Below are 25,570 nucleotides of genomic sequence, written 5' to 3' on the forward strand. Positions count from 1 at the left end.
CGGCGCTTCGACATCGAGCACACCTTCCGCCTCTTCAAGCAGACCCTGGGCTGGACCTGCCCCAAGATCCGCACCCCGGAAGCCGCCGACCGTTGGACCTGGCTGATCCTCGCTGTGTTCACCCAACTACGCCTGGCCCGCCCGCTGGCGGCCGACCTGCGCCGGCCGTGGGAGAAACCCAGCCCGCCCGACCGGCTCACCCCAGCCCGAGTCCGCCGCGATTTCCGGCACCTCCGCCCGAAGGCAGGCTGTCCCGCCGGGGCACCGAAATCCTCACGCCCCGGTCCCGGACGGCCGCCCGGTGGCAAGAACACCCGGCCAACCCCACGCCACGACGTGCACACAGTCCGCAAAAAAGACACCACGAAGCGACGGACGAAGAACCCAACGACCCCACGTCCCCGCCGCACAGGTTAAAGATCAAGCTAGGGCGTGTTTTAGAAGTCCCACCTCCTCGGCTTCCCCCAACTGCAACTGGTAGCTGCCCACACCGTGGGATGGTCCCCTGACAGCCGGCGCTTCCTTCCGAACATTGCTCTGGACCCGGTTTCGGCACCGCCGAAACCGATTGAGCGTGCGATCCCGACCGTGGTACCACTTCGTGATTCGTAAGATGATCACGAGACGCACAAGGGGTCGGTGAGCATGGCGCTTGGAGAACTGGTGAAACTGCGGGCGATGGGTCCCGCGGACGCCGACGCACTGTGGCGCTGGAACCACGACCCTCAGGTCATGCGGTGGATGGACGACACGTATGCCCAGCCGGTGGAGCGCGTCCGCAAGTGGCTGGAGGAGCGCCCCCGCAACGCCTATGGCGACTTGCTCCTTGGCATTGAGGCGCTGGCCGACGGCCAGCTCATCGGCCTGATCATGCTGCACGACGCGGACCCGGAGAAGGGCATCGCGAAGCTCGATATCTACCTGGGCGAGAAGGCGTATTGGGGCCGCGGATACGCCACCGATGCGGTGCGGACGATCTGCCGCTACGGCTTTGAGGACATGCGCCTCCACAAGGTAACGCTGACCGTGGTTACCGAGAACCATGCCGCGCGCAGGGTCTACGAGAAGGTCGGCTTCGTTGAGGAGGGCCGTCTTCGTCAGGTCTTCCGCCGTGACGGCAAGTGGTACGACATGTTCACGATGGGGCTGCTGGCGGGCGAGCTCTGCCTCACGACCACTGCGGCCACCCCGTGAGGGTGCGTGTTGCACGGGCAGAGCTGTTCGTGAGAGTCGGGCACTCAGACGCCCGTTCCGGGCTGGTGGGGTGCGCGGTAACCCGCTCTCACTGTGCTGTGGGGACCAGCGAATTCCCGGCCCCCGCCGTACGAAGTGCGCGGGGTCCGTTCCGGTCCCTCACTGTGTTGTGGGGACCACCGAATTCCCGTCCCCGCCGTGCGGTGAACGTGGCTCGCTCGGTCCCTCACTGTGGTGTGGGGACCACGGGATTCCCGTCCCCGAGCCATGACGGGATGACGGTTGGACGGACGATTTGGTTTTCTCTCTATTTGTTTATGTACATACGAAAACAACCCTCTAACCGTCATATCGCCATAGGGTCCGCCCGCTGGTCCGGCTGCCGCTCTGTGAGCCCCGGAGCGTCCGCGTACGGGTATGGCAAGACCCGGCGGTCACATGGACTGCCGGGGCTTGTGCGAGGGCTCACGCGGCGAGCGGCACCAGCTCGGGGACGGGCTCGGCAACGGGGACCAGCTCGGGGGCGGGCTCGGCGAGCCGGACCGTGCTCCCCGGTGCCGGGGGTGCGTCGTCGCGGGTCTCGGCTTCCTGGTCCGCAGCGGTAGCGGTAGCGGCTTCGGCGGCGGGGTCCAGCTCTCCGCGCATGTGGAAGTCCACTCGGGACGTGTCCAGCTTCCGCCACCCGCCACGGGTGCCACGCCGTACGTCCAGCCGAACCCCGGCTTCAATGAGCATGGCTCGCCGGCTCGCTGTGTCTGCGGCTGCCCACTCGTCGGCGAACGTGCGGCCCGTGGGGGTCACAATGCGCTGTGCGTCGCGCTTCTCGCGGTTCTCCAAGTCGGCAATACGAGCGTCCAACGCGTCCGCGCGCTCTTGCCACGCAGCGGAAGCGTGCCGGGACTTCTGCCGCCCCTTCTGTTCCTGGTGCTCGGCGAACTCGGCGAGGGTGGCGCGTAGCTCGGGCTCGGGGTCATAGCCGGGAATCTCGACTACGTGTGTCGTCTGGACGGAGCCGACCAGCCGCAGGAACTCGGCGGTCACGTACTCGTCCACCCACTCAGCCTTGACGTTCGCGGGCAGCGTGCACAGGTCCCCGCGTGCGTGGCTGTTGCACTTGTAGAAGTCACTGACGCTCGCACTCTTGCGGGTCGGCTTGGACAGGTACATGCGGCCCCGCAAGAGTCGCAGTGGATCACGCGCAACAGCAGTGCGTCCGTGTCCGACCGTTCCCGGTTGTCGATGCTGCGGGAGTCGAGAACCGCGCCGATACGGTCGAACTCTTCGCGGGTCATGATCGGCTGTTCCGTCTGCATGATCGGGTTGCCCTCGGCGTCCCGGACGGGCTTGTCCCGGTGCATCTTCCAGCCGAGCAACGTCTCATTGCGGAGCATCCGCGCAATGACCGCGGGGTTCCAGTTGAACGCGTCTTTGGTGAGTCCCGTCTCACCCCCGGTCTTGCCGCCGGTCTTGCGTCCGTTCTTCACTGCCCAGTGATCGCGCGGGCTCGGCTTCCCGCCCGCATTGAGCCCCACGGCGATTGCCGAAACGGTCTTGCCTTCCAACAGCTCTCGAACGATGCGCTCAATGACCGTCACGGCGTCCGGGTCGGGCACCAGCGTCCAGCCGACCCCGCCGTGTTCCTTGGGCATGGGGGCGGGCATGTAGCCGTACGGGGGCCGACCACCACCACGCCACCGGAGCGACATCCGGCGCATGGCTGCCATGACTCCGGTAACGCGGTCCGTGATGCTCTGCGACTCCACCTGAGCGGCAAAGGCAAGCATCATCATCATGAGTTCGGACGTGGGGTCCATCGGGTTCCGGAAGTCAAAGACGAGCTTGCCCCCGCCGATTCCCTCGGCGAAAACGAGCATCTTCCGGTGAGCCTTCGCCCACTTGGCAAGGTCGTGCATGTCGCTCATGGACCGGATGGCACGGTCAAAGCGCCACCAGACAAGCGCGTCGTACTCGTCCGGACGGGCGAGCCATGAGCCGAGCGCGGGACGGTCGAACGGGGCAACCTTGCTCGCCGACACGTCAAGGTCCACGGCTTCGCGGAGCCCGTCACCCTCGCCGAAGCTCACCCCGAGTTCGGCGGCAATCTTGTCGTCGGCTTCGCGCTGCCGCTCGGGGCTGGTGGTCTCGTCAGTGAGTACGGAGAGCCGGACGCACCGCACACCCCGAAGGGTCTCGGTCTGGAACACCGTCCCGGCTAGGGGGTTGCGAGTAGTCGTCATGCCCTCTGTGGGGACCAGAGAGTTCCTGACGTTCTCGCCCTTGACCAGCACCGATGCACCCACGGCGACACTCCAGAACCGCTAGAACGGAGTGTTGGGAGACCCGGAAGGAAACGAGTTCTGCGTGGCATGAGCCGGGCCGCGGTCTGCTGCGGGGAGAGCGGCCATGCCCCCGCTCGGGCCGTCTGCCAAGCCCCAGGCGGTTGTGGGCCCGACGCTCGTCCTCGATCTTGAAGGCCCCAGGCGTCAGTCCGCACCCTGGCACGGGTGAAGCAGCACAAGGGTCGCGGCGGCGGCGATCGGGCTCAAAGCCCCGTCTCCTTCAGGTCAGGAGACGGGAGACCCCGGGCCCCCGCCACCGCACTGGCGTCGCACGGCCGCCGCGACCTCGTCCTGCCCGCGCCGCGTGACACCCCTCATCCGGGTACACGGCGCGAGCAGGGTTCAACGGGAGGCTCAGTCCTCGCGCAGGGCGCGGACGGCCTCCTCCACGCGCTTGCCGTAGTCGGCATCGGCGGCGTGGAAGTGGGCGAGGTTCTTCTCGATCACGTCGTCGCGGGTCACCTGGGACAGCCCCCCGGCGATGTTGGCGGCCAGGCGGCCCTTCTCGTCCTCGGACATCAGCCGGTACAGCTCGCCCGCCTGGAAGAAGTCGTCGTCCTTGGTGTGGGCGGGCGCCTCGTGGGTGCCGGTCCAGCCGTGGATCGCGAGCGGGGCGGAGAGCGCCGCGCCGGTCTGGGCGGGGCCCGCGTACGAGTTGGGCTCGTAGTTCTTGTCGTGGCGCGCACCGTTGCGCGTGGCGTGCAGCCCGTCGCGGCCGTAGTTGTCGACGACGGCGGTGCGCGGCGCGTTCACCGGGAGCCGGGTGTGGTTGACGCCCAGCCGGTAGCGGTGCGCGTCCGCGTAGGCGAAAAGCCGGCCCTGGAGCATCTTGTCCGGGGACGGGCCGATGCCGGGCACGAAGTTGTTCGGGGAGAACGCGGCCTGCTCGACCTCGGCGAACACATTGTCCGGGTTGCGGTCGAGGACCAGCCGGCCCACCCGCTGCAGCGGGTAGTCGCTGTGCGGCCACACCTTGGTCAGGTCGAACGGGTTGAAGCGGTAGTCCGCGGCCTCGGCGGCCGGCATGACCTGCACGTGCAGCGTCCAGGACGGATTCACTCCACGCTCGATGGCCTGCAGCAGGTCCGTCTGGTGCGAGTTGCCGTCCCTGCCCGCGAGTTCGGCGGCCTGCTCGCTGGAGAGGGAGCGCACACCCTGGTTCGTCTTGAAGTGGTACTTGACGAAGAAGGCCTCGCCCTCGGCGTTCGTCCACTGGTACGTGTGCGAGCCGTAGCCGTTCATGTGGCGGTACGAGGCGGGGATGCCGCGGTCACCCATCAGCCAGGTGACCTGGTGCGTCGCCTCGGGCGCGTGGGCCCAGAAGTCCCAGACGTTGTCCGGCTCCTGACGGCCCGTGAAAGGGTCGCGCTTCTGCGAGTGGATGAAGTCGGGGAACTTGATCGGGTCCTTGATGAAGAACACCGGAGTGTTGTTGCCGACCAGGTCGTAATTGCCTTCGTCCGTATAGAACTTGAGGGCGAATCCGCGCGGGTCGCGGACGGCGTCGGCGCCGCCCAGCGAGTCGGCCACGGTGGAGAAGCGGATGAATGTCTCGGTGCGCTTGCCGACCGCGGAGAGAAAGTCGGCGCGGGTGAAGGCGGTGACGTCGTCGGTCACCTCGAAGTAGCCGTACGCGCCGGAGCCGCGGGCGTGGACCACGCGCTCCGGTATGCGCTCCCGGTTGAAGCGGGCAAGCTTCTCCAGCAGGTGCTGGTCCTGGAGGAGGATCGGGCCACCGACGCCGGCGGTGGCGGAGTTCTGGTTGTCGGCGACCGGGGCGCCTGACTCGGTCGTAAGCACACGCTGCGTCATGGTGTCGGGGCGACCTTCCGTACGGGAGCTGCTGAGCTGCTGAACTGAGACGGCTTGAGGCTCCAGGAGCGTAGATACGCGCCGAATCAGACGTCAACAGTTTGTTGAAATTTGGAGTCTGGTGTTCCGGACGGCGCCGACGCCTGGGCGCGACAGGACAGGTGTCGGCGCCGACGCCATCCGGAAGTCTCTGGGTGGCCGATCCGGGTTGCCGGTACGGGCCGGACCGGTCAGGCCCGGACGGTCTGCCCCGACAGGCGCTCGACCGAGCGCAGCAGTGCCGAGTGGTCCAGGCCGCCGTCGCCCTGTGCGCGCAGCGAGGCGACGAGTTGCGCGACCACGGCGCCGACAGGCAGTGCGGCACCGACATTGCGGGCGGCGTCGGTGACGATGCCCATGTCCTTGTGGTGCAGGTCGATCCGGAAGCCCGGTGCGAAGTCCCGCTTCAGGAAGTTGTCCTTCTTGCGGGTCAGGACGGTCGAGCCGGCCAGCCCGCCGTTCAGCACGTCGAGCGCGGCGCAGAGGTCGACCCCGGACTTCTCCAGGAAGATGACCGCTTCGGCGCACGCCTGGATGTTGACCGCGACGATCAGCTGGTTGGCGGCCTTCACCGTCTGGCCGGAGCCGTGCGGACCGCACAGCACGATGGTCCTGCCGAGCGCCCGGAGGATCGGCTGCGCCGCGTCGAAGTCGGGCTGCTCGCCGCCGACCATGATCGACAGCACGGCCTCGATGGCGCCGGCCTCGCCGCCGGACACCGGGGCGTCCAGCACCCGGATGCCTTTGTCCTTCGCGTTCTTCGCGAGGTCCACGGAGGTCTGCGGGGTGATCGATGACATGTCGATCAGCAGCGCGCCGCGCTTCGCGTTCTCCAGGATGCCGTCGGGGCCGTACGCGATGGCCTCGACCTGCGGGGAGGCGGGCACCATCGTGATGACGACATCGGCGTCCCGGACCGCCTCGGCGATCGAACCCGCGCCCGTGCCGCCGGCCGCGACCAGCCGGTCGGTCTTCTCCTGCTCCAGGGTGTGACCGGTGACGTCGTACCCGGCCTTGATCAGGTTCTCGGACATGGGGGAGCCCATGATGCCGAGTCCGATCCATGCAACCTTGGGGAGGTTGTTGCTCATGAGGGTGCCTTCCGATAAGCGTGTGTACGAGGGGGAGTCCGCCGCCCTCAGCGGGCGGCCCGCGCGGTGGCCGGGAGCCACTCGAAGGCCTCGGCACTCGGCCGGTCGCCCGGCTTGTACTCCAGGCCGACCCAGCCGTCGTAACCGGCCTTCGTCAGCTCGTCGAGGAGCCGCTCCAGCGGGAGCGAGCCGGTGCCGGGCGCGCCGCGCCCCGGGTTGTCGGCGATCTGGACGTGGCCGGTCTTGCCGGCGTACGCCGTGATGACCCGGCCGAGGTCCTCGCCGTTCATCGAGAGGTGGTACAGGTCCAGCAGGAACTTCGCGTTCCCGAGCCCCGTCGCCGCGTTGACCTTGTCGACGATCTCGATCCCGGCCGGCGCGCTCACCAGGGGATAGCGCGGCGATTCCGGCTTGTTGAGGGTCTCGATCAGCAGGACTGCCCCGATCCGGTCGGCCGCACGGGCGGCGACGGCCAGGTTCTCCAGGGCGAGTTCGTCCTGCACGGTCGGGTCCACACCGTCGACGCGGTTGCCGTAGAGCGCGTTGAGCGCCTTGCAGCCGACCGAGGCGGCGAAGCCGGCCGCCACCTCGATATTGGCGCGGAAGCGGTCCGACTCCGGGCCGGGCACGGAGAGCGCGCCGCGGTCGGGGCCGGGCAGCTGTCCGGCGTAGAAGTTCAGCCCCACCAACCGGGTGCCTGCGTCGTCGAGCGCCTTCTTGAGGGCGTCGAGCTCGGCCTGCGGCGGAGTGGGGGTCTCGATCCATGGCCACCACAGCTCGACCGCGGTGAAGCCGGCCGCGGCGGCGGCCGCGGGACGCTCCAGGAGCGGGAGTTCCGTGAAGAGGATCGAAAGGTTCACATCGAAGCGCTGGTCCGGGTAGCCCATGAGGGTTTCAGTGCTCCTTCCGTATTGCGGAAGTTAGTTTCTGCGTAACGGAAGATTGCCTGGAGCTAGGGGAGCTGTCAAGGGGGTGCCCGGAATTCGGCCGGGTGCCTTCGTGCGGGTTGTGCAAGGTGCAACCGGAATTGCGCCGCTTGCCGCGGGGGTGCGGGGCGGGTCAGGGTGGCTGGTGCATCCGATGCAGCCGACCCCCACACGAGGTGCCTCGCATGAACCACGCCACCAGCCGGCGCGCCGTCCTCGGAGCCCTGTTCGCCGGTGCTGCCCTGACCGTGGCCCCCGCGCTGCCCGGCTCTTTCCGGCCTGCGCCGGACCCCGCACCCGCGGTCGGTTCGCGCCCGCGCACCACCTGGCAGCTGCTGCTCGGTACGTACACCTCGGCCGAGGGCGGCGGTAAGGGAATCGGCGCGGCCTCGTACGACGCCACCACTGGGGCGATCTCCGCCGGCCCCGCGATCGCCGGCGTCGACAACCCCTCGTACCTGGCCATGCACCCCTCGAGCGCCACCGTCTACGCAGTCGACGAGCAGGACCGGGGCGGGGTGACGGCGGTCGCCCTGTCCCCGGACGGCCGCCACCGGGTGCTGGGAACCCGCAGCACGGGCGGGGCGGGGCCCACTCATCTCTGCGTCCATCCCACGGGAAGGTGGCTGCTCACCGCGAACTACACCTCCGGCAGCGTCGTGGTGCACCCCATCCGGGGCGACGGCTCGCTGGGGGAGCGCACGGACCTGGTCGCCCACACCGCGCCACCCCCCGGCCCCGGCCAGGACGGGCCGCACGCCCACCAGATCGTCACCACCCCGGACGGCGACCACATCCTCGCCGTGGACCTGGGTAACGACTCCGTGTACACGTACCGGCTCGACGAGAACCGCGGCACGCTCGACCAGGTCTCCTACGCGGCCCTGCGCCCCGGGGCCGGACCGCGGCACATCACATTTCACCCGGGCGGCCGCTTTGCCTATCTGGCCTGCGAGGTCGACAACACCGCGGTCGTCTGCGGCTACGACCCGGCCACCGGCACCCTGTCCCCGGGTGCCCCGCAGCCCACCGGGACCGGCGCCGCTACCAGCTATCCCGCACAGTTCCTGGTCACCGGCGACGGCCGGTTCGCCTACCTCGCCAACCGGGGCCACAACAGCCTGACGCGATACGCCGTCGAGGACGACGGCGCCGTACTGCGGCTGCTCGACACGGTGCCCGTCGGCGGCGACTTCCCCCGGCAGATCGCCTTCTCACCGGACGGGAAGCTGCTCTTCGCGGCGAACCAGAGGTCGAGCACGGTGACGGTGTTCCGGGTCGACGCCCGCAGCGGCGGCCTGACCCGTACCGGTGACGCCTTCCCCGCCCCGGTGGCCGTCTGCGTGCTCCCGTACCGGAGTACGGGCCCGGCCGGCGATTGAGGGGGAAACCGTCACCGGACGGCCCCGGCACCCGTCCGTTAGGGTCGGGCCCGAGCCGCGGGTTCACGAAGACGTGGCGAACGCATGAGGGAGGCACAGTGCGCTTGAGAGTGGAGTTCACCACCGAGCCCTTCGATCTCGACGAGGCGCCCGCGCACGCGGTCGTGGCCCGCGAGGTCATCCAGACGGCCGACCTGGACGCCGTGGACGTCGGCCCCTTCGGCAACACGGCGGAGGGAGGCGCGGACGAGGTGCTCACCGCGGTGGACTCCTTGCTGCGCAGAGCGCTGGCATCGGGTGCCACCCGGGTGTCGCTCCAGGTCAACGTCATCGGGGAGGACTCGAAGTGACCGAACCGGCGGACCACCCCCTCGTCACCGCGGTCAAGCCGCTCGTCGACGCCATGGGCGCCGAGCTGCTCGGGCCCGAGCAGGCACAGGCCGATGACGTCGTGCTGGCCTGGGAGGGCGAGGACGTCATAGCCGTCCGGCTGCCCCAGCTCTCGGAATCGCTCGACCACATCCTGGCCGCCATGGAGCGCCGGCACGGCATGCCGCTCTCCGAGCTGGACCGCAAGGCCAAGCAGTCGGTGGTGCGAACCCTGGAGGCACGCGGTGCCTTCTCCGTGCGGCACGGGGTGGAGACGGTGGCGGGTGCGCTGGGGGTCAGCCGCTTCACCGTCTACAACTACCTCAACAGGGAAAAGGACGCCTGATGTGGAAGCGATATCCACACAGGTGAAAGGCTCGAATCTCGTAAATCCGCGGGGGCTTTCGTCATGCCACTTCGTACCGGTGCGCCCGTCGGCCGCGCCATTCAATCCAGTGCGGGTCGTCGAGGAGATCCCAGGCGTCGTCGAGTCCGGCCCGCCTCAGGAATTCGACGAGGTCGCGGTCATCGTGGGCGAACCCGGCAATCTGCCCGTTGATGGTGACCCTCCGCCCGCCGGAGCGGGACAGACCGTCGACGACTATCGGGGCACTCATGTCTTCAAGGTGCGCCCGCTCGGCGGCTGGTGCCCGCTGGGCGGGGAGGGCGCGTGCCCGGGGTGACGGCGGGCACATCCGGACGTGCCGGTAGGGGCGTTGTCACCAGCCGTAAGCGGCGACACTACCGCCAGGACCAGGACGCCAGCCTGCTCGCACCCGGTGGCAGTCGACGCTGAACCGGCTGCGGGACGGCCGCTGTCAGCGGGCCCGACGCTTCGGATGGTGTCGGCGGCAGCGACGACGCGCCCGGGCGATACGTGTAAAGCGCACCTTCAGATGAATTGCGCTGATAGCGCGCGTACTGCACGAACAGTCCTTCAGGACAAAGGTGCGAGCAGGCGTATCCCCTTGTCGGCCGCGTGCGGACACGGAAGAAGTGGCGAATGGAGCCCGCCCCGCGCCTTCGGTGTGTGCGGAACTGGCCAGCCAGAGGTCTAGGACCGGAGTCATGTGTGGGATAGCGCGAGTTCATAGGCCCCCAATCCGCTCGCCAACTGCGGTGCGCAGCGCCGCAAGCAAGGCGCTACGCGTCAGCAGGCCGGCTGATCGGATTCAAGTTCCTGTGGAGACCACCTTGCGCGCCCGCCTCCTGCCGCACTGGCCGTGGCCCGCCGTCACCGCGGGCCGCCCCGGTTGTCATACCGGCCCAGTACCGTGGACTCATCACATTCGCGCCTATGGCTGGACGCAGCTACGAGACCGCCCCGCCCGGAACAGCGCCCGGGTGGGGCGGACGTGCGTTAGCCCTCGGAGCCGCGTAGGTCAGGCCGCTGTGACGACATCCGCCCGGACCGCGGCTTCCCACTCCACCAGCAGCCGCTGATACTCCGCCTCACCCTCTGGCGACAGCGGGCCGGCCGCCCACAGCGCGCGGATGTCCGCGTTCACTGCGGCGGGGGAGCGCACAGGGGTGGCAGGCGAAGGGGTGATCGGCATGAGAGAAGGCTACGAGGTGGGACTGACAATCGAGCCGACCGTGTCGAGGGCGAGATGCCAGGGGTAGGCCTGCGGGTTGCCCTGCTTCGGAGGGTGCGACTCGTACCCGTCCGGCCCGTCGAGGAAGACCACGCCTTGGTTGCGGAGGTCAGCGATGCTGCGGGCCACGGCCGGCTGGGCGCCCTGTGCCTGATTGAAGTAAGGCATGGCCAGCGCGGGCACCCCCATGTGTACGCCCTCGGAGATGAGCCCGATTGCGAGCGTGTCCGAGATGCCGCCGCCCCACTTGTTCAGGCTGGTGCAGCTGAGCGGCGCGAACAGCATCGCGTCGGCCTTTGGCAGCGTGTCTTTCTCCCAGGGGAGCTTGTACCGAGACCGCACCGGGTGCCCGGTCGACTTCTCCAGCTCGCCCATTCGCGGCTCCCACCAGGTCGCAGCGGCCGGCGTCAGGATCAGGCAGGTGTCCCAGCCGCGGGCCTGCGCCTGCCGGACACCCGAGTCGATGTACTGGGTCGGGCCGGCCGCGCAGGCGATGAGGTAGAGAACTCGCTTCGTCATGCGGGGAGTCCACATCGCGCGGCCAGGCGGCGCGAGTCCCCGCCGGGAGCCGGGGTCGCCCCGACCACGTCGGCGACGAGGCCGACCGTGGACTGCCGCGGGCAGTTCTCGGCCGAGCGCCCCGTAGTGGCAGGCCTGGAACGCCTCGCAGCAGTATGTGAGCCGTCGCCGCAGCTCCGTGAGCGGCGGGGGATCCCCGTCCTCGTCGTTGCGGTACAGGACGTCGATGACGGCCAGCGCCTCGACAGGTGGCGTGGTCGCCGGGGGCGGCTCGGGAGGCCCGTCCATCAGTAGCTGCTCCAGAGGGATGCGCAGGACTTTGGCCGCGCGCACCAGCACTGATAGGCGCGGGTCCTGCCGACGCTGCCCGCCCTCCAGATCCTGCACCCACCTGCGGGTTTGCCCCATCAGCCGACCGAAGTCCGCTTGTGTGAAGCCGCGCCGCTCTCGCCAGTAGGCGATGCGTCCAGTCTCCATGGAGCACTCCCCGAACGGAGCACGCACTTTGCGTGCCCACCCCCGTTGTACCTCGCCCTACCTTGCAGTCACAGCAGATCAACGAGACCCGGGGACGCCATGACCGTGAGGGACTTACCACCAGTCAGCGAACTGACGGAGCAGCAGCAGCGCGGATGGTCCTGCGTCTGGTGCAGGGAACCTCTCACCGTCGGCGAGGACGTGGACCTCGGCGAGAAGCGGGCCCGGCCCGAGGGAGGTGCCGCGTACTCGTGGTTCCCGCGGGCCTGCTCGGACGCCGCCGCCTGCGCCGCCCGTGAAGCGGAGCAGGCGCCATGACGGCCTTAGTTGAGGGACCGGCTTCCCGGCCACTTCCCAATCCGGGGACGCTGACCTGGGACCAGTCCATGGGCCGCGCCCGCATCTGGTGCAAGAAGCCGCTCACCACTGGTGCGGTGAGTGCTGGGATCATCCGCGACCGGCTCGGCGTGCATGTCCTGGACACCGAGGTCTGGGCGGGGCCGTGCTGTCAGGACGATAAACCGAACATGTGTTCGCAAGAACGACTTGGCCGTCGTCCGGAGCATCGGGCGGCGGCCTTTTGCATTCGCGTAATTTCAACAAAGTGTTGACGTGGTGTTGTGGAGGGCGTTAGCTATCCGCAGCCCGACCGACGCGACGCGAAGAGACGCACAGCGAACACAGCCACGGAGGCTCCCGTGACTTCGAGCTCCACACCGGGCCTCGCCCGGTTCAACACCCTGGCGGACGACGAGGCCACCACCGCGTTGCACGAGGTGTGTGCCAGTGCGGCATGGGGAAGAGCGATCCTCTCCCTACGCCCGTACGCCACCGCACAAGCCCTTCTCCTTGCCGGTGACGCCGCCACGGCCGCGCTGACCCCGGAGGATCTGGCCGATGCGATGGCCGGTCACCCGCCGATCGGCCGCCCGAAGCCCGGAGACCTGACCTCCTCCCGCGAACAGCGGGGGATGGCGGACGCCACCGAGGAACTCAAGGCCGAGATGCTCGAACTGAACCTGGCCTACCAGGAGCGGTTCGGACATGTCTTCCTGACCTGCGCCACCGGAACCACCGGTGAGCAGATGCGCGACGCGGTGAAGTCCCGGATCGGGAACTCTCCCGAGCAGGAGCGCGACATCGTGCGCACCGAACTCGGGAAGATCAACCGAATCCGGCTGACCCGTCTCGTGGAAGAGGACAAGGACTGATGAGCACCGAAACCACCGCATCGGTGTCCACGCACATCCTGGACACCAGCGTCGGGCGCCCCGCCGAGGGTGTCGCCGTCTCGCTCGCGGCCCGCTCGGGCCCGGAAGCCGCCTGGGTGGCGCTCGGCGGCTCCGCGACCGACGCGGACGGGCGGTGCAAGGACCTGCCGGCCCTGCCGGAAGGCACAACTCACGTACGACTCGACTTCGAGGTCGAGGCGTACTTCTCCAAGAAGCAAGCCGAGGCGCAGCAGGACGCCCCCCGCGCAAGGGACAGCGGTGCGTTCTTCCCGGAGGTGGCGATCACTTTCGCCGTCAGGCCGGGCGAGCACTATCACGTACCGCTGCTGCTCAACCCGTTCGGCTACTCCGTATACCGAGGGAGCTAGCACCGACATGACCGCCGATTCCCACCGCCCCCGCCCTGTGATCCTCGGCCAGAACCAGTACGGCAAAGCAGAGAACCGCGTCGTCAGGATCACACGGGACGGCGACACCCACCGCATCAAGGACCTGAATGTCTCCATCGCCCTCTCCGGAGACATGGACGATGTCCACTACTCCGGCTCCAACGCCCACGTCCTGCCGACCGACACCACCAAGAACACGGTGTACGCGTTCGCCAAGGAACACGGCATCGAGTCGGCAGAACAGTTCGGTATCCACCTCGCCCGCCACTTCGTGACGTCGCAGGAACCGATCAAGGTGGCGCGCATCCGGATCCAGGAGTACTCCTGGGAGCGCATCGCGACCTCGGACAACAACTCGAGGTTCATCGGTTCGGACGAGGTCAACCACTCCTTCGTCCGCAAGGGCCAGGAGCTGCGCACTGCACAGATCACCTTCGACGGTGAGAAGTGGGAGATCATCTCCGGCCTCAAGGACCTCACGGTCATGAACTCCACCAACTCGGAGTTCTGGGGTTACGTCAAGGACAAGTACACGACGCTCAAGGAAGCGTACGACCGCATCCTGTGCACCGACGTCTCCGCCGCCTGGCGTTACAACTGGACCAGCGACGCCGATCGGATGCCCAACTGGGAGAAGTCGTACGTGCAGGCCAGGAAGCACATCCTGCAGGCCTTCGCCGAAACGTACTCCCTCTCGCTGCAGCAGACCCTGTACCAGATGGGTTCGCGGGTGATCAACAGCCGCAGCGAGATCGATGAGATCCGCTTCTCCCTGCCGAACAACCATCACTTCCTGGTGGACCTGGAGCCGTTCGGGCTCAAGAACGATACCGATGACGGCGCTGTCTACTTCGCGGCGGACCGCCCGTACGGCCTGATCGAGGCCACCGTGCTGCGGGACGGTATCGAGCCGCAGATCCCGGTCGACATGACCAACCTCTGACGCGGCGCCGATCCGGTCCCCGCCCGCACGCAGCCGGGCGGGGACCGGCCGGACCGGAGGGAATTTCCATGGCACAGCCTGTACTCGGGCCGGCAGAAGCAGAAGGCCCATGTCCCACCCTGCCGGAGACCTCGGTCCACCCGGTGGACGAAAAGCTCCGCCCCTCGCGGCTCGTCCCCGCCGCGCTCCAGCACATCGCCGCCATGTACGCAGGCGTCGTCACCCCTCCGCTCATCATCGGCCAGGCCGTCGGCCTCGACCCGGCGGGCATGACCCGGCTGATCGCGGCGAGCCTCCTGATCGCGGGATGCACCACCGTCCTGCAGACCCTCGGCATCGGTGCCTTCGCCGGGAACCGGTTGCCGTTCGTCAACGCCGCCTCCTCCGCCGGAATCGCTCCGATGCTCGCCATCGCCGAGACCACCGCACCAGGTCACCAACTCCCCGCGATCTACGGGGCGGTGACCGTCGCCGGAGTCTTCTGCCTGGCCGTCGGACCGTTCTTCGGCCGGCTGCTCCGATTCTTCCCGCCGCTGGTCACCGGCGTCGTCATCACCCTCATCGGCGTCACCCTGATGCCCGTCCCGGTCTCCTGGGCGCAGGGCGGCGACAAGAACGCCGCTGACTTCGGCGCGATGAAGTACCTCGCGCTGGCCACTTTCACACTTGTCGTCATTCTGCTGATCCAGCGTTTCGGACGCGGGTTTCTCAAGCAAGTCGCCCTGTTGATAGGCATGTTGATCGGCACTCTGGCCGCGATCCCGTTCGGGCTCGCCGACTTCTCCACGCTGAAGGCCGCACCGGTCGCCGCCCTGCCCACCCCCTTCGCCTTCGGTGCCCCAGAGTTCCGGCCCGCCGCGATCCTCTCGCTCTGCATCGTCACGCTCGTCCTGATGACCGAGTCCTGTGCCGGAATGCTGGCGCTCGGCGAGATCTGCGGCCGGCGCACCGACGGCCGGACCATCACCCGAGGACTGCGTACCGACGGCATCGCCACCCTGCTCGGCCCGGTCTTCGGCGGCTTCCCGACGAGCGCCTTCGCGCAGAACGTCGGCGTGGTGTCACTCACAAAGGTGCGCAGCCGCTATGTCGTCGCGGCCGCAGGCGGTGCGTTGCTGGTCCTGGGCGCCTTCCCGGTGCTCGGCGCGGTCGTCTCCCTCGTGCCGATGCCCGTGCTCGGCGGCGCCGGCATCGTTCTGTTCGGCTCGATCGCAGTGAGCGGCATCCGTACGCTCTCCGAGGCCGGACTCGACGACAGCTCCAACATCATCCTGGTCGCCGTGGCGCTCGGGGCGGGCATCATCCCGCTCGCCGCGCCCGGCTTCTACGCGGGATTCCCGTCCTGGGCCCAGACCGTCCTGGGCTCCGGCATCAGCGCCGGAGCGCTCGTCGCGGTCCTGCTCAATCTGTTCTTCCACCATCTCGGCACCCATGGCCGCCAGGCTGTGGCACTCAAATCCTCCTAGGGTCCTGCCGTGCCCACACCGCCGGAAAGAAGAGGAAGCACCATGGCAGCATCGGCAGCTCCTGAGCACGTGGAACGCATCGTCATCGAGAACTGTTCGATCGCGACCGTCGACGCCGACGACACCGAGTACGCCTCGGGCCATGTCGTCGTCGCGGGCAATCGCATCGAATCCGTCGGCGCGGGCCGGGCCCCCCAGGGCCTGCAGAACGTCGTACGCCGCATCGACGGCACCGGGCATCTGGTCACCCCCGGTCTGATCAACACGCACCACCACTTCTACCAGTGGATCACCCGCGGCCTCGCCACCGACCACAACCTGTTCGACTGGCTGGTCGCGCTGTACCCGACGTGGGCGCGCATCGACGAGCCGATGGTCCGCGCCGCCGCGCAGGGTTCGCTCGCCATGATGGCGCGCGGCGGCGTCACCACCGCCATGGACCACCACTACGTCTACCCGCGGGGGACCGGCGATCTGTCCGGCGCCATCATCGGGGCCGCCCGGGACATGGGCGTACGGTTCACCCTCGCCCGCGGCTCCATGGACCGCAGCGTGAAGGACGGCGGGCTGCCGCCGGACTTCGCCGTGGAGACCCTCGACGGTGCGCTCGCCGGAACCGAGGCGACCGTCGACGCGCACCACGACGCCTCGTTCGACGCGATGACCCAGGTCGCCGTCGCACCCTGCTCCCCGTTCTCCATCTCCACCGAACTGCTGCGACAGGGCGCCGAGCTGGCCCGTCGCAAGGGGGTGCGCATGCACACCCACGGATCGGAGACCGTGGAGGAGGAGAAGTTCTGCCACGAGCTGTTCGGGATGGGCCCGACCGACTACTTCGAGTCGACCGGCTGGCTCGGCGACGACGTATGGATGGCGCACTGCGTCCATATGAACGACTCCGACATCGCCGCCTTCGCCCGCACCGGAACGGGCGTGGCGCACTGCCCCTCGTCCAACGCCCGGCTCGCCGCGGGCATCGCCCGGGTGCCCGACATGCTCGCCGCGGGCGTCCCGGTCGGCCTCGGCGTCGACGGCACCGCCTCCAACGAGTCCGGCGAACTCCACACCGAACTGCGCAACGCCCTCCTCATCAACCGCCTCGGTGCCCACCGGGAAAAGGCCCTGAATGCCCGTCAGACCCTGCGCCTGGGAACGTACGGCGGCGCCCAGGTACTCGGCCGCGCCGACCAGATCGGCTCCCTGGAGCCCGGCAAGCTCGCCGACCTGGTGCTCTGGAAGCTGGACACCCTCGCCCACGCGTCCATCGCCGATCCGGTGACCGCACTCGTCTTCGGCGCCGCGGCCCCCGTCACCCTCTCCCTCGTCAACGGCAAGCCGGTTGTCGAGGGCAACCACCTGATCACCGCGGACGAGGACGCCATCGCTCGCGCCACCCGCGACGAGGCCCGCCGCCTCGCACATATCGCCGCCGGAGTCTGACGCTCCGGGGCACCCCCCCGATACCGGCCGGCCGAGGGGGACGGCCCTCGGCCGGCCGCCGTGGACCCGAGCGGGGTCCACGGCAACGGTGCGGGGGCGCGTACGCACGTACGCGCCCCGGCACCGCTGGACAAAGCTGCCCGCACCAGCTGCAAGACCTGCCCCCACCTGCACCGACGCACCACTTGCACCACCTCCCTGACACCCACGTCACCGCAGACGTGTACCCGACCGGAGGAACCGCCGTGGCAGCTACGCCCAGGTTTCGCAACGACGCAGACGCAGCACCCGATGCCGACCCGCACCTCATCCCCGAATCGGCTTCGGCAGACCGGAAACACCCGGTCGACGAAACGCTCCCCCCGCTGAAGATGTTCACCAGCGGCCTCCAGCACGTGGCCGCGATGTACGCGGGCGTGGTGGCGCCGCCGATGATCGTGGGGCCCGCCGTGGGCCTCACACCCAAGGAGACCGCCTTCCTGATGGGGGCGAGCCTCTTCACCGCGGGCCTCGCCACCTTGCTCCAGACCCTCGGCTTCTGGCGCATCGGCGCCCGGCTGCCGTTCGTCAACGGCGTCTCGTTCGCCGGGGTCACCCCGATGGTGGCGATAGGAAAGGACCGTGGACACGACGGCATAGCCGTCATCTTCGGCGCGATCATCGTGGCGGGCCTGCTCGGCTTCCTGCTCGCCCCGTATTTCTGCAAACTGGTCCGCTTCTTCCCGCCCGTCGTCACCGGCACCGTGATCACCCTGATAGGTGTCTCGCTGCTGCCGGTCGCCTTCAGATGGTCCCAGGGCGGCAACGCCACGGCCGACGACTACGGCTCGATGACCAACATCACCATGGCCGCGGTCACGCTGCTGATCGTCCTCGCCCTGCGCAAGCTGCTGCGCGGCTTCCTCCAGCAGATCGCCATTCTGCTCGGGCTGGTCATCGGCACACTGATCGCGATCCCGGTAGGCATCACCGACTTCGGCGCCATCAAGGACGCCGAACTGATCGGCTTTCCGACGCCGTTCCACTTCGGGGCACCGCAGTTCGAGATCGCCGCGATCGTCTCCATGTGCATCGTGATGCTGGTCTGTATGACCGAGTCCACCGCGGACATGCTGGCTCTCGGGAAGATCGTCGGCCGGCCGGCGGACGAACGGACCATCGAGGGCGGCCTGCGCGCCGACACCCTGGGCAGCGCCATCAGCCCGCTCTTCAACGGCTTCATGTGCAGCGCCTTCGCCCAGAACATCGGGCTGGTCGCGATGACCAAGGTCCGCAGCCGCTTCGTGGTGGCCGCCGGCGGCGGCATCCTGATCGTGCTCGGGCTGGTTCCCGTCGCCGCGTCCGTCATCGCGCTCGTCCCGCTGCCCGTCCTCGGCGGCGCCGGCATCGTTCTCTTCGGTTCGGTCGCCGCGAGCGGCATCCAGACGCTGGCGACCGCCGCGCTGGAGAAGGGCGAGAACGCGCTGATCGTGGCAGCGGCCGTGGGCGTCGGACTGATCCCGATCGCCGCCCCGGACTTCTACCACGCGTTCCCGGAGGATCTGCTGGTCGTGCTGGACTCCGGTATCTCGACCGGATGCGTCGTGGCGATCGCGCTCAACCTGGTCTTCAACCACCTGGGCAGGAAACCGGATCCGGATCCGTCGGGGCAGGAGCGCGAGCAGGAGCGGAGCCCGGCAGCCGCGGCCCCGGCGGCCGCGCACTGACCCGGAGGTACCCCCGGCTCCGTCCGGAACGGCGTTGTGGCGCGTACGGCGACCCCTCGTGGGGTGCTGCCGTACGCGCCACAGCCGTACCAGGTCAGCCGATGTGGTAGCTGTCGCCGTACACCTTCCAGTCGAGCGGCGGATCCAGGTTCAGATTGCCCTTCTTCAGGAAGACCCGCTGGGCGGTGTCCACCCGGCTGGTGTCGGAGTGGGCCTCCTCCTGCTGCATCGCCCAGACCCGGGCGTCCAGGAAGGCGTTGAGGTACGTGACCTCATTGCCGCCCTGGGCCGGCGGCTTCGCCTTGGTGAGGGCCCGCTTGCGGATGGAGCTGAAGCTGGTGCTGTCGCCGCCGTCGCCGTGCATGACGATGGCGTCGTAGTACGCGAACTGGCCCAGTGTGCCGATGCCGTCGGCCTTGCCCTGGCTGACCGCCGGGTTGAAGTACACCCGGTCCCGCTCGTCGTTCTGGGCCTGCTTGAACGCCGAGTCGGACGCGGCGGTCGCCCAGTCCTTCTTGAAGTTCGGGTCGAGACCGCTGTGCGAGTCGGTGCCGTTCACCTTCCGCAGCGCGGGGAGGTACTTCGCGAGGACGTTGCCCGGCTTGCGCTGGGTGTACAGCTCGACGAGGTCGAGCATGTCGCCGGTGCCGGAACAGAAGCCGATGATGCCCGCGGTGTAGCCGCGGCCGTCGTCGATGTCCTCGATGTACTTGTACTGGGCCTTCCAGTTGAGTGAGGAGTTCTCCGCACTGGAGACCAGCTGCATGGCGATTTCCTTCTTCGCCGGATCGTCGAGCCCGGTCGCGGCGGCGGCGTGCTGAACCACCGCCGCCTGCTGATGTACCGCCGGGTGCGTGGGGGTACCGGCATAGGCCGCGACGGGTATCGCCGTGAGGGTCAATCCGACCGCGATGACCGCGATGCGCACGGAGCGGGTGTTGCGACGTGCGGTGCGTGTGTGGGGAGTGTGCACCAGTCCTCCAAGGGGAGTTCGTCGTTCCATCGGTCTGTTAGGAAGCTTTCCTATCAGAGTGGAGTGAGTGCCGTACACCCCTTCGACGCAAGGGAGTTGGGGACGTGCCCAGGGCGCAGGCGGGCCCCGCGCCGCGCGGAAGGTGGACGTTGTTGGTTGATTCGGGGCCTGCCCCGCCCCGTCGGTCGTTTGATCGGCGGGGCGAAGTGCCGCGAAGCGGCGGGTGCGGGTGCGGGCTCGGGGTGTGTCGGTGAGGCGGGCGTCGATGCGGGCGAGGCTGATCGCTGCTCCGGTGAGCTGGTGCCGGAGGCTGGTCTCGGCGAGCCCGCGGTGGGGATCTGCGTAGGCCGCGGCGTCGAACGCCCTGGGAAATTGCGCCTTCGACGCCGGCGCGCATCTTGCAACGCTCTTTCCACCGCGATGACACGTTGCGTGCATGTCCGTGATGTCGAGCCTGTGGGGTGTTCATGTTCTGCGCTCAAAGCCGGAGCAAACCCCCGGATCAGGTCCAACCCGTACACCACTTCCCAGGACACGACCGGGGCCCAGGGGCGCTCCGCGGGGCAGTGACGGCGATGCCATGGCGCCTTCGTCCCGCATCGGGAGGGGGCCGGAGCCCAGTCCCGGTGCGGGGCGATCATTGTTCGGCGTGAAGCCGCCGTGCAGACCGACGATGCTGGGCGGTCTGCATGGGCTCCGGGGCGCCTAGGTGACTGTCAAAGTCACCGGGCCACCCGGCATCGGGGTGCCGTTCGGGAAACCGAAGGACGAGGACTTGCGCGCCTGGTCGGACAGGCGCAGGGCGATGGTGCACGTCCCGGGGGTCACGTCGGAGGGGAGTGGGAAGGAGAGGGTCAACGCGCCGCTGAAGGTCAGTGAGGCACCGCCGGACGCGGCCGGGATCCACTGTCCCGAGGAGTCGATCAGGTAGACGTCGAAACCGTTGACACCCGCGGTGGTGCCCGAGACGTTCACGGTGAGGCGGATGTCGGTGGAGTGTTCCGTTGCCGGGATGGTGGCGGGCGAGAGCGTGGCCTGGTCGATCTCGGGCAGTACCGTGTCGGGTGCCGAAGTGATCGTCAGGCCGGTCTCCGGTGCGCCGAACTCCGAGCCGTACAGGGCGACGTTCCCGGCGTTGTCCGTGATGATCACACCGGTGATGCGGCAGGTGAAGACCTGCCGCGGCACGTCGTAGTCCACCGAGACGGTTCCGTCCGCCGAGGTCGTCGCCGTGGTGGAGGTCTGCCGGCAGCCGTTGACGCTGTTGGTGTCCACGACCGCCGACGCGACCCCGCCCTCGTCTTCGCCTCGAACGTGTTGTGGAAAGCGCCCAGTTGGGCGGCGTCCCAGTCGAGCGAAATGCCTTGGGTGTCCCAGGCCTCTACGCGGGTGACGGCCCAGGTGACCGACGTCCCGGCCGCGTACTGCGGAACGGCCAGGGTCCACTCGTAAGTGGCCTCCTGAGGCGTCGAACCGGGCACCATGGTGATGTCCTGGCCGGAGGAGCCCACGTCATAGGTCCCGACCAGCGGCACGCCCAGGTACGTGCCGGCCGTCGCGCCCTGGCGGCGCAGGTAGACCCGGGCGCTCATGCCGTCGGCTTCCGGGGTGGTATCCGTCATCGTCCAGCGGAGCGTGACGGTCTTGCCGCCAGGCGTCGCGTCCACTGCGGACGGGGTGAAGTCCATGTTGGTGACGGCCATGGTGCCCGTCTCCTGCGCCGCCGCGGTCCCCGTGATCGGCGCCAGAGCGAGCGCGAGCCCCACTCCGATCGCCGCGATCACCGTCTCGGTCGTATGCGCAACTGTGGGCCCCTCATTCTGTTTTCCGTCGTGTCCCCGCACTCGGGGCAAGCGGACTGTAACAGTGCAGTCGCTGATCTGTTCGGCTGCTTTCGTGCCGGCTCGCCCTTGCCCACGACCAGCACCCGGGCCCGGCCGATGGGCGCCGGTGGGTGGCGACTGGGACCTGGTCGCGAACAGGTCCTGGCCGAGCCCAATGGGGCCAGCAAGCTCGGCGACGAGGACCGGCGAGGCCTGACCGCCCTGTTCTATGAGGGACTTCCAGGACCTCACCGACCCCCGGATGAACGAGGCCGCTCGGCGGGCGCTCGACCCGATGCGGCTGCGCCCGCACCCGTACGAGTTCGCCCTGCACTCCGACGTCTGACCACGGTGCGGTCGCGAGTGTTCCGGGCGGTTCGACCCGCCCGGAACACTCACACCGCCAGAGCAACAGCGGGCTTACCTGGCGAGTTCGGCCGGTTCATCCAGCCGCGTCAGCTTCTGCGGGTTTCTCACCAGGTAGATCTGGGTGACCCGCCCGTTCTCCATCACGAGGCTCACCGCGGCCGGCTCGCCGTCGACATCGATCCGGCCCGCGGGCGCTCCGTTGAGCCACACGGTCGTCGCCTCGAACGCGGCCACTTCCACCCGGTTCGCGCGCGCGAGCACCTTCGCCACCGGTCCGGCCCCGTGGATCGGAGCCAGAGCGGCGGCTGCAACCCCGCCGCCATCGGCGATCAGGACCACGTCCGGCGCCATGATCTCCATCAGCTGCTGCAACTGCCCGGTGCGCAAAGCACCCAGGAACCGCTCCACCACGGCCTGCTGCTCCGACCGGCTCACCTGCACCCGCGGCCGCCGAGCCGCCACATGCTCGCGTGCCCGCCGCCCTATCTGCCGCACCGCGGCCGCGGACTTGCCCGTCGCCTCGGCGATCTCGCCGTACGGCATCTCGAAGACCTCGCGGAGCACGAACACCGCGCGCTCCGTCGGCCCGAGCGTTTCGAGCACGGTCAGCATCGCGATCGAGACGCTCTCCGCGAGTTCGACGTCCTCGGCGACATCCGGGCTGGTCAGCAGCGGCTCCGGCAACCACTCACCCACGTAGTCCTCGCGGCTGCGCGACAACGTTCGCAGACGGTTGAGCGCTTGCCGGGTGACGACCCGGACGAGGTACGCCCGCGCGTCGCTCACCTGCGTCTGGTCGACGTCGGCCCACCGCAGCCAGGACTCCTGCAGCACGTCCTCCGCATCGGCCGCCGACCCGAGCATCTCGTAGGCGACCGTGAACAGCAGACTGCGATGGGCGACGAACGGGTCCTCGGTCATGCCGACGGAGCCGCGGCGGAAGTCCCGGCACGTGCGGCCAGCGGAATCTCGCAAGCGTCGGAGAAGCCCTGCGAGGTGATCCCGTTCGCACTGTTGTTCCTGGTCGCCATGTTGACGAAGGCGATGTACGCGGTGAGCTCGACCATCGCCGCCGCGCCGAGCCGGTCGAGCAGGCTCGCATGCAGCTCGTCGGTGACGGTCGGCGGCGTGTTCGTCATGGCCTCGGCGTACTCCAGCACGTCCCGCTCCAGCGGGGTGAACACCTCCGACTCCCGCCAACGCGGCACCTGGCTCGCCTTGGCCAGGTCCAGGTTCTGGTTCCGCGCCTGGAAGTAGCCGACGTCGAGGCACCAGCCGCAGCCCACCTGCCCCGCCACCGCCATGTGCGCGAACGACTTGAGGCTCGCGTCGGCCTCGTCCCACTCGGCCAGCTTGGCCGAGAACTCCAGGTTGGACGTGGCGACCTTCGGGTTGTGCCACACCACCTCGACGGGCTCGGGCACGGCACCGAGCTGCTTGATCATGTTTTCGCCGAGCTCGGTGGGGAGCTCGGCCTTCGGGACGCGTAGCGCCATGGTGTTCTCCTTGTACGTGTGCCTGTTCGGCCGTTCGGCATGAAGACACCGCCGGACCCTCGAATGTGACAACCACCGCCATCGCGAATAGAGGTTCATCGGGAGGCGTTCGGGACAGCTTGCCGGAGGTCGAGGATCTGGATCTCGAGGTCGGCGATGCGTTTGTCGGCGAAGCGGAGGTTGGTGCGGGCGCCTTCGGTCACCATCGCTTCGGCCTGCGCGCGGGACATCGGCTCGCCTCCGGCCGGCAGCACGCCGGGCTCGCAGGCTCCGGGGCCGGTGACCTGGATGGCATCGAGCGCGTCTTCGAGCTGATGGTCGGTGCCGGCGAGGTGGACGTAGTTCTCGGCCATAGCCGCGGATGCCTGTCCGAGGCAACGCTTGACGTGGGAAAGGTTGGCGCCGTTCCTGAGCAGGTTCGTGGCCGGAGTGTGCCGGGCCTGGCGGGTCACGACGTGAATGTCGGTGAGCGAGTCGATCCACTCGCGGAACTGTGCGTCGAACCAGCCGCAACTGACGCCCTTGACGCGCTGCCGGTTGGCGTTCTGGGCCGGGAACAGAGCGATCTTCAGGCGTTCCTCACCGGTCGGAACACGGCCCTCGCGCTGCAGGAACCGGTCGATCGTCTTGGCCTGGCGCTGCTGGATCCGCTCGTAGAGGCGTTCGGGGATGCGGATGGCCTCCAGGCTGAGACGTTCGCAGTCGCGTTTCCAGGCCGCGGCCGTCGCCGATGTCCTCGATGTGCATGTACTGCGCCTTCCGGTCGAGCGAGGAGTTCTCCGCGCTGGAGACCAGCTGCATGGCGATCTCCTTGTTCGCCGGATCGTCGAGCCCGGCTTCCGGACCGCCCTCGGCGGACCTGTCGGACGAGCAGCCGGAGAGCACGGAGACGGCCATGACGGCAGTGGCGACAGCGATGAGCAGCGGGTGGGGAACGACGCTCACCCCTCAACCCTGCCGGGCCGCGGGGAGCCGGGGGTGAAAGGTCTTCGTTCATTCGGCTGTAGCGTCATGGGTATGGAAGATCAGTCTGTTGTGGATGTCGGCGATGTACGGCTGGCGTATCGGACCTGGGGCGACCCCTTCGGCTCGCCCGTGGTCCTGCTGCACGGCCTCGGCGGCTCCGCCGCGAGCTGGGAGGCGGCCGGGAGTCTGCTCGGCGAACAGTGGCGGGTGTACGCCATCGACCTGCGCGGTCATGGCGAGAGCGACTGGCCGGACGAGTACTCCGTCGAGCTGATGCGGGACGACGTCCTCGGCTTCCTCGACGAGTGCGAGCTCGACCGGGTGGGCCTGGTCGGCCACTCGATGGGCGGTGTCGTCGCCCATCTGCTCGCCCAGGAGCACGCGGACCGGGTGGAGCGGCTGGTGCTGGTGGAGAGCCCGCCGCCGTTCCCGAGCGAGCTGAAGCCGGCCGCCGAACCGGAGGGGCCGGTGGACTACGACTGGGCCGTCGTCGCTCCCATCCGGGCCGAGGTGGCCGACCCCGACCCCGAGTGGGCGGCCGGCCTCGGCGAGATCGTCGCGCCGACGCTGATGATCGCCGGCGGCCCGGAGTCCACCATGCCCCAGGGGCGCCTGCAGGACATGGCCTCGCTGATCCCGGACTGCCGGCTGATCACGATCGGGGGCGGCCACCGGGTGCATGAGATCCACCCCGACCAGGTCGCACAGCAGATCACGGAGTTCTTCACCAGCTGAAGGGCGAGCGGCTGCCGGCCCACGGCCCGGCCGGCAGCCGTGTGCCGTCCTTCGCCTCCACCCGCGGCCGGGGCGTTGTTGTCAGTGCCGGGTGCCATGATCCGCTCCATCCCTGCAGTGCAGACTGCTCCGGTGCCCGGAACTCATCGCTCATCGCACGACGCGTCCCCGGAGCACGATCCGGCTCGGGTGATCCAGCGCGGCAGGGTCCAGGGCCGGGTCGGTGGCGTACGCGACGACGTCGGCGGGTGCGCCGCCCACGAGCCCCGGCAGACCGAGCCAGGTTCTC

Annotated in this window: 25 protein-coding genes and 4 pseudogenes; 13 read left to right on the plus strand and 16 right to left on the minus strand. The window is 68.8% G+C overall.

All coding sequences use genetic code 11. From position 1 onward, the window contains the following. Together ACIPEK_RS31595 and ACIPEK_RS31600 are read left to right on the plus strand one after the other, a co-directional pair. Positions 1 to 417, plus strand: a pseudogene (locus tag ACIPEK_RS31595) (transposase); the annotation flags it as partial. 228 nt (positions 418 to 645) lie between these two features. After that, positions 646 to 1,194: a GNAT family N-acetyltransferase gene (locus ACIPEK_RS31600; protein ID WP_402003055.1), complete on the plus strand. Its 549-nt coding sequence runs from the start codon at positions 646 to 648 to the stop codon at positions 1,192 to 1,194. A 465-nt stretch (positions 1,195 to 1,659) separates the two neighbouring features. Here the strand turns inward: ACIPEK_RS31600 and ACIPEK_RS31605 are convergent. The 4 genes and pseudogenes from ACIPEK_RS31605 to ACIPEK_RS31620 all read right to left on the minus strand — a co-directional run bounded on the left by ACIPEK_RS31605 (position 1,660) and on the right by ACIPEK_RS31620 (position 7,362). Then, positions 1,660 to 3,431, minus strand: a pseudogene (locus ACIPEK_RS31605) (recombinase family protein). Between the two features lie 456 nt (positions 3,432 to 3,887). After that, entirely contained in the window at positions 3,888 to 5,345 is a 1,458-nt protein-coding gene (locus tag ACIPEK_RS31610; protein WP_402003058.1) for a catalase, read from the minus strand. A gap of 230 nt (positions 5,346 to 5,575) precedes the next feature. Then, entirely contained in the window at positions 5,576 to 6,475 is a 900-nt protein-coding gene (locus ACIPEK_RS31615) for a 2-hydroxy-3-oxopropionate reductase (protein WP_402003061.1), read from the minus strand. A gap of 47 nt (positions 6,476 to 6,522) precedes the next feature. Then, on the minus strand, positions 6,523 to 7,362 hold the full coding sequence (locus tag ACIPEK_RS31620; protein WP_402003064.1) for a TIM barrel protein: 840 nt from the start codon (positions 7,360 to 7,362) through the stop codon (positions 6,523 to 6,525). A gap of 224 nt (positions 7,363 to 7,586) precedes the next feature. On the opposite strand from ACIPEK_RS31620, the gene ACIPEK_RS31625 reads away from it, so the two are divergent. The 3 genes from ACIPEK_RS31625 (at position 7,587) to ACIPEK_RS31635 (ending at position 9,498) form a co-directional block, all read left to right on the plus strand. Beyond that, positions 7,587 to 8,783: a lactonase family protein gene (locus tag ACIPEK_RS31625; RefSeq protein WP_402003067.1), complete on the plus strand. Its 1,197-nt coding sequence runs from the start codon at positions 7,587 to 7,589 to the stop codon at positions 8,781 to 8,783. Between the two features lie 98 nt (positions 8,784 to 8,881). Next, positions 8,882 to 9,133: a hypothetical protein gene (locus tag ACIPEK_RS31630; RefSeq protein ID WP_383079988.1), complete on the plus strand. Its 252-nt coding sequence runs from the start codon at positions 8,882 to 8,884 to the stop codon at positions 9,131 to 9,133. After that, on the plus strand, positions 9,130 to 9,498 hold the full coding sequence (locus ACIPEK_RS31635; RefSeq protein WP_402003071.1) for a helix-turn-helix domain-containing protein: 369 nt from the start codon (positions 9,130 to 9,132) through the stop codon (positions 9,496 to 9,498). The genes ACIPEK_RS31630 and ACIPEK_RS31635 overlap by 4 nt, the downstream gene beginning before the upstream one ends. 61 nt (positions 9,499 to 9,559) lie before the next feature. Here the strand turns inward: ACIPEK_RS31635 and ACIPEK_RS31640 are convergent, their stop codons facing one another. From ACIPEK_RS31640 to ACIPEK_RS31655, 4 genes and pseudogenes are all read right to left on the minus strand, one after another. After that, complete coding sequence (locus tag ACIPEK_RS31640; protein WP_402003073.1) at positions 9,560 to 9,769, minus strand: hypothetical protein; 210 nt, start codon at positions 9,767 to 9,769, stop codon at positions 9,560 to 9,562. 765 nt (positions 9,770 to 10,534) lie between these two features. After that, positions 10,535 to 10,708, minus strand: coding sequence for a hypothetical protein (locus tag ACIPEK_RS31645; RefSeq protein WP_376277004.1), 174 nt, complete (start codon positions 10,706 to 10,708; stop codon positions 10,535 to 10,537). Between the two features lie 9 nt (positions 10,709 to 10,717). Then, the gene (locus ACIPEK_RS31650; RefSeq protein ID WP_402003293.1) at positions 10,718 to 11,266 is read right to left on the minus strand and encodes a flavoprotein; all 549 of its coding nucleotides are present in this window, start codon (positions 11,264 to 11,266) and stop codon (positions 10,718 to 10,720) included. Between the two features lie 303 nt (positions 11,267 to 11,569). Then, positions 11,570 to 11,743, minus strand: a pseudogene (locus ACIPEK_RS31655) (helix-turn-helix domain-containing protein); the annotation flags it as partial. Between the two features lie 99 nt (positions 11,744 to 11,842). Between ACIPEK_RS31655 and ACIPEK_RS31660 the strand changes: the two are divergent. From ACIPEK_RS31660 to ACIPEK_RS31690, 7 genes are all read left to right on the plus strand, one after another. Beyond that, the gene (locus ACIPEK_RS31660) at positions 11,843 to 12,061 is read left to right on the plus strand and encodes a hypothetical protein (protein WP_402003076.1); all 219 of its coding nucleotides are present in this window, start codon (positions 11,843 to 11,845) and stop codon (positions 12,059 to 12,061) included. A 380-nt stretch (positions 12,062 to 12,441) separates the two neighbouring features. After that, positions 12,442 to 12,954 (plus strand): 2-oxo-4-hydroxy-4-carboxy-5-ureidoimidazoline decarboxylase, encoded by a 513-nt coding sequence (uraD, locus tag ACIPEK_RS31665; protein WP_402003079.1) that lies wholly within the window; start codon positions 12,442 to 12,444, stop codon positions 12,952 to 12,954. After that, on the plus strand, positions 12,954 to 13,343 hold the full coding sequence (uraH, locus tag ACIPEK_RS31670; protein WP_402003082.1) for a hydroxyisourate hydrolase: 390 nt from the start codon (positions 12,954 to 12,956) through the stop codon (positions 13,341 to 13,343). The genes uraD and uraH overlap by 1 nt, the downstream gene beginning before the upstream one ends. Before the next feature lie 7 nt (positions 13,344 to 13,350). Beyond that, on the plus strand, positions 13,351 to 14,307 hold the full coding sequence (gene pucL, locus ACIPEK_RS31675) for a factor-independent urate hydroxylase (RefSeq protein WP_402003085.1): 957 nt from the start codon (positions 13,351 to 13,353) through the stop codon (positions 14,305 to 14,307). Positions 14,308 to 14,375: 68 nt separating this feature from the next. Then, positions 14,376 to 15,773, plus strand: a complete 1,398-nt coding sequence (locus ACIPEK_RS31680) for a nucleobase:cation symporter-2 family protein (RefSeq protein WP_402003088.1) — start codon at positions 14,376 to 14,378, stop codon at positions 15,771 to 15,773. Between the two features lie 42 nt (positions 15,774 to 15,815). Continuing rightward, complete coding sequence (locus ACIPEK_RS31685) at positions 15,816 to 17,213, plus strand: 8-oxoguanine deaminase (protein WP_402003091.1); 1,398 nt, start codon at positions 15,816 to 15,818, stop codon at positions 17,211 to 17,213. Between the two features lie 245 nt (positions 17,214 to 17,458). Beyond that, on the plus strand, positions 17,459 to 18,919 hold the full coding sequence (locus ACIPEK_RS31690; RefSeq protein WP_402003094.1) for a nucleobase:cation symporter-2 family protein: 1,461 nt from the start codon (positions 17,459 to 17,461) through the stop codon (positions 18,917 to 18,919). Positions 18,920 to 19,013: 94 nt separating this feature from the next. Here ACIPEK_RS31690 and ACIPEK_RS31695 read toward each other — a convergent pair whose 3' ends face one another. The 8 genes and pseudogenes from ACIPEK_RS31695 to ACIPEK_RS31730 all read right to left on the minus strand — a co-directional run bounded on the left by ACIPEK_RS31695 (position 19,014) and on the right by ACIPEK_RS31730 (position 24,525). Continuing rightward, entirely contained in the window at positions 19,014 to 19,892 is an 879-nt protein-coding gene (locus tag ACIPEK_RS31695; RefSeq protein ID WP_402003295.1) for a chitosanase, read from the minus strand. 174 nt (positions 19,893 to 20,066) lie between these two features. Next, a pseudogene (locus ACIPEK_RS31700) lies at positions 20,067 to 20,307 on the minus strand (transposase); the annotation flags it as partial. Between the two features lie 290 nt (positions 20,308 to 20,597). After that, positions 20,598 to 21,092 (minus strand): hypothetical protein, encoded by a 495-nt coding sequence (locus tag ACIPEK_RS31705; RefSeq protein ID WP_402003097.1) that lies wholly within the window; start codon positions 21,090 to 21,092, stop codon positions 20,598 to 20,600. After that, on the minus strand, positions 21,041 to 21,676 hold the full coding sequence (locus tag ACIPEK_RS31710; protein ID WP_402003100.1) for a hypothetical protein: 636 nt from the start codon (positions 21,674 to 21,676) through the stop codon (positions 21,041 to 21,043). The genes ACIPEK_RS31705 and ACIPEK_RS31710 overlap by 52 nt, the downstream gene beginning before the upstream one ends. A gap of 459 nt (positions 21,677 to 22,135) precedes the next feature. Further along, positions 22,136 to 23,005, minus strand: a complete 870-nt coding sequence (locus ACIPEK_RS31715) for an RNA polymerase sigma-70 factor (RefSeq protein WP_402003103.1) — start codon at positions 23,003 to 23,005, stop codon at positions 22,136 to 22,138. After that, positions 23,002 to 23,580, minus strand: a complete 579-nt coding sequence (locus tag ACIPEK_RS31720; protein ID WP_402003106.1) for a carboxymuconolactone decarboxylase family protein — start codon at positions 23,578 to 23,580, stop codon at positions 23,002 to 23,004. The genes ACIPEK_RS31715 and ACIPEK_RS31720 overlap by 4 nt, the downstream gene beginning before the upstream one ends. A gap of 95 nt (positions 23,581 to 23,675) precedes the next feature. Further along, complete coding sequence (locus ACIPEK_RS31725) at positions 23,676 to 24,266, minus strand: tyrosine-type recombinase/integrase (RefSeq protein WP_402003297.1); 591 nt, start codon at positions 24,264 to 24,266, stop codon at positions 23,676 to 23,678. Then, complete coding sequence (locus ACIPEK_RS31730; RefSeq protein ID WP_402003109.1) at positions 24,160 to 24,525, minus strand: chitosanase; 366 nt, start codon at positions 24,523 to 24,525, stop codon at positions 24,160 to 24,162. The genes ACIPEK_RS31725 and ACIPEK_RS31730 overlap by 107 nt, the downstream gene beginning before the upstream one ends. A 72-nt stretch (positions 24,526 to 24,597) precedes the next feature. Between ACIPEK_RS31730 and ACIPEK_RS31735 the strand changes: the two genes are divergently transcribed. Further along, the gene (locus ACIPEK_RS31735; RefSeq protein ID WP_402003112.1) at positions 24,598 to 25,281 is read left to right on the plus strand and encodes an alpha/beta fold hydrolase; all 684 of its coding nucleotides are present in this window, start codon (positions 24,598 to 24,600) and stop codon (positions 25,279 to 25,281) included. The last annotated feature ends 289 nt before the right edge of the window (positions 25,282 to 25,570 follow it).

This window comes from Streptomyces sp. NPDC088246, assembly GCF_044741025.1.
GTDB lineage: Bacteria > Actinomycetota > Actinomycetes > Streptomycetales > Streptomycetaceae > Streptomyces.

Bases quoted from the DNA above. Each gene is read 5' to 3' on its own strand.
- ACIPEK_RS31600 (WP_402003055.1), top strand. From the start codon at position 646: ATGGCGCTTGGAGAACTGGTGAAACTGCGGGCGATGGGTCCCGCGGAC.
- ACIPEK_RS31610 (WP_402003058.1), bottom strand. From the start codon at position 5,345: ATGACGCAGCGTGTGCTTACGACCGAGTCAGGCGCCCCGGTCGCCGAC.
- ACIPEK_RS31615 (WP_402003061.1), bottom strand. From the start codon at position 6,475: ATGAGCAACAACCTCCCCAAGGTTGCATGGATCGGACTCGGCATCATG.
- ACIPEK_RS31620 (WP_402003064.1), bottom strand. From the start codon at position 7,362: ATGGGCTACCCGGACCAGCGCTTCGATGTGAACCTTTCGATCCTCTTC.
- ACIPEK_RS31625 (WP_402003067.1), top strand. From the start codon at position 7,587: ATGAACCACGCCACCAGCCGGCGCGCCGTCCTCGGAGCCCTGTTCGCC.
- ACIPEK_RS31640 (WP_402003073.1), bottom strand. From the start codon at position 9,769: ATGAGTGCCCCGATAGTCGTCGACGGTCTGTCCCGCTCCGGCGGGCGG.
- ACIPEK_RS31645 (WP_376277004.1), bottom strand. From the start codon at position 10,708: ATGCCGATCACCCCTTCGCCTGCCACCCCTGTGCGCTCCCCCGCCGCA.
- ACIPEK_RS31650 (WP_402003293.1), bottom strand. From the start codon at position 11,266: ATGACGAAGCGAGTTCTCTACCTCATCGCCTGCGCGGCCGGCCCGACC.
- ACIPEK_RS31660 (WP_402003076.1), top strand. From the start codon at position 11,843: ATGACCGTGAGGGACTTACCACCAGTCAGCGAACTGACGGAGCAGCAG.
- uraH (WP_402003082.1), top strand. From the start codon at position 12,954: ATGAGCACCGAAACCACCGCATCGGTGTCCACGCACATCCTGGACACC.
- pucL (WP_402003085.1), top strand. From the start codon at position 13,351: ATGACCGCCGATTCCCACCGCCCCCGCCCTGTGATCCTCGGCCAGAAC.
- ACIPEK_RS31680 (WP_402003088.1), top strand. From the start codon at position 14,376: ATGGCACAGCCTGTACTCGGGCCGGCAGAAGCAGAAGGCCCATGTCCC.
- ACIPEK_RS31685 (WP_402003091.1), top strand. From the start codon at position 15,816: ATGGCAGCATCGGCAGCTCCTGAGCACGTGGAACGCATCGTCATCGAG.
- ACIPEK_RS31715 (WP_402003103.1), bottom strand. From the start codon at position 23,005: ATGACCGAGGACCCGTTCGTCGCCCATCGCAGTCTGCTGTTCACGGTC.
- ACIPEK_RS31720 (WP_402003106.1), bottom strand. From the start codon at position 23,580: ATGGCGCTACGCGTCCCGAAGGCCGAGCTCCCCACCGAGCTCGGCGAA.
- ACIPEK_RS31735 (WP_402003112.1), top strand. From the start codon at position 24,598: ATGGAAGATCAGTCTGTTGTGGATGTCGGCGATGTACGGCTGGCGTAT.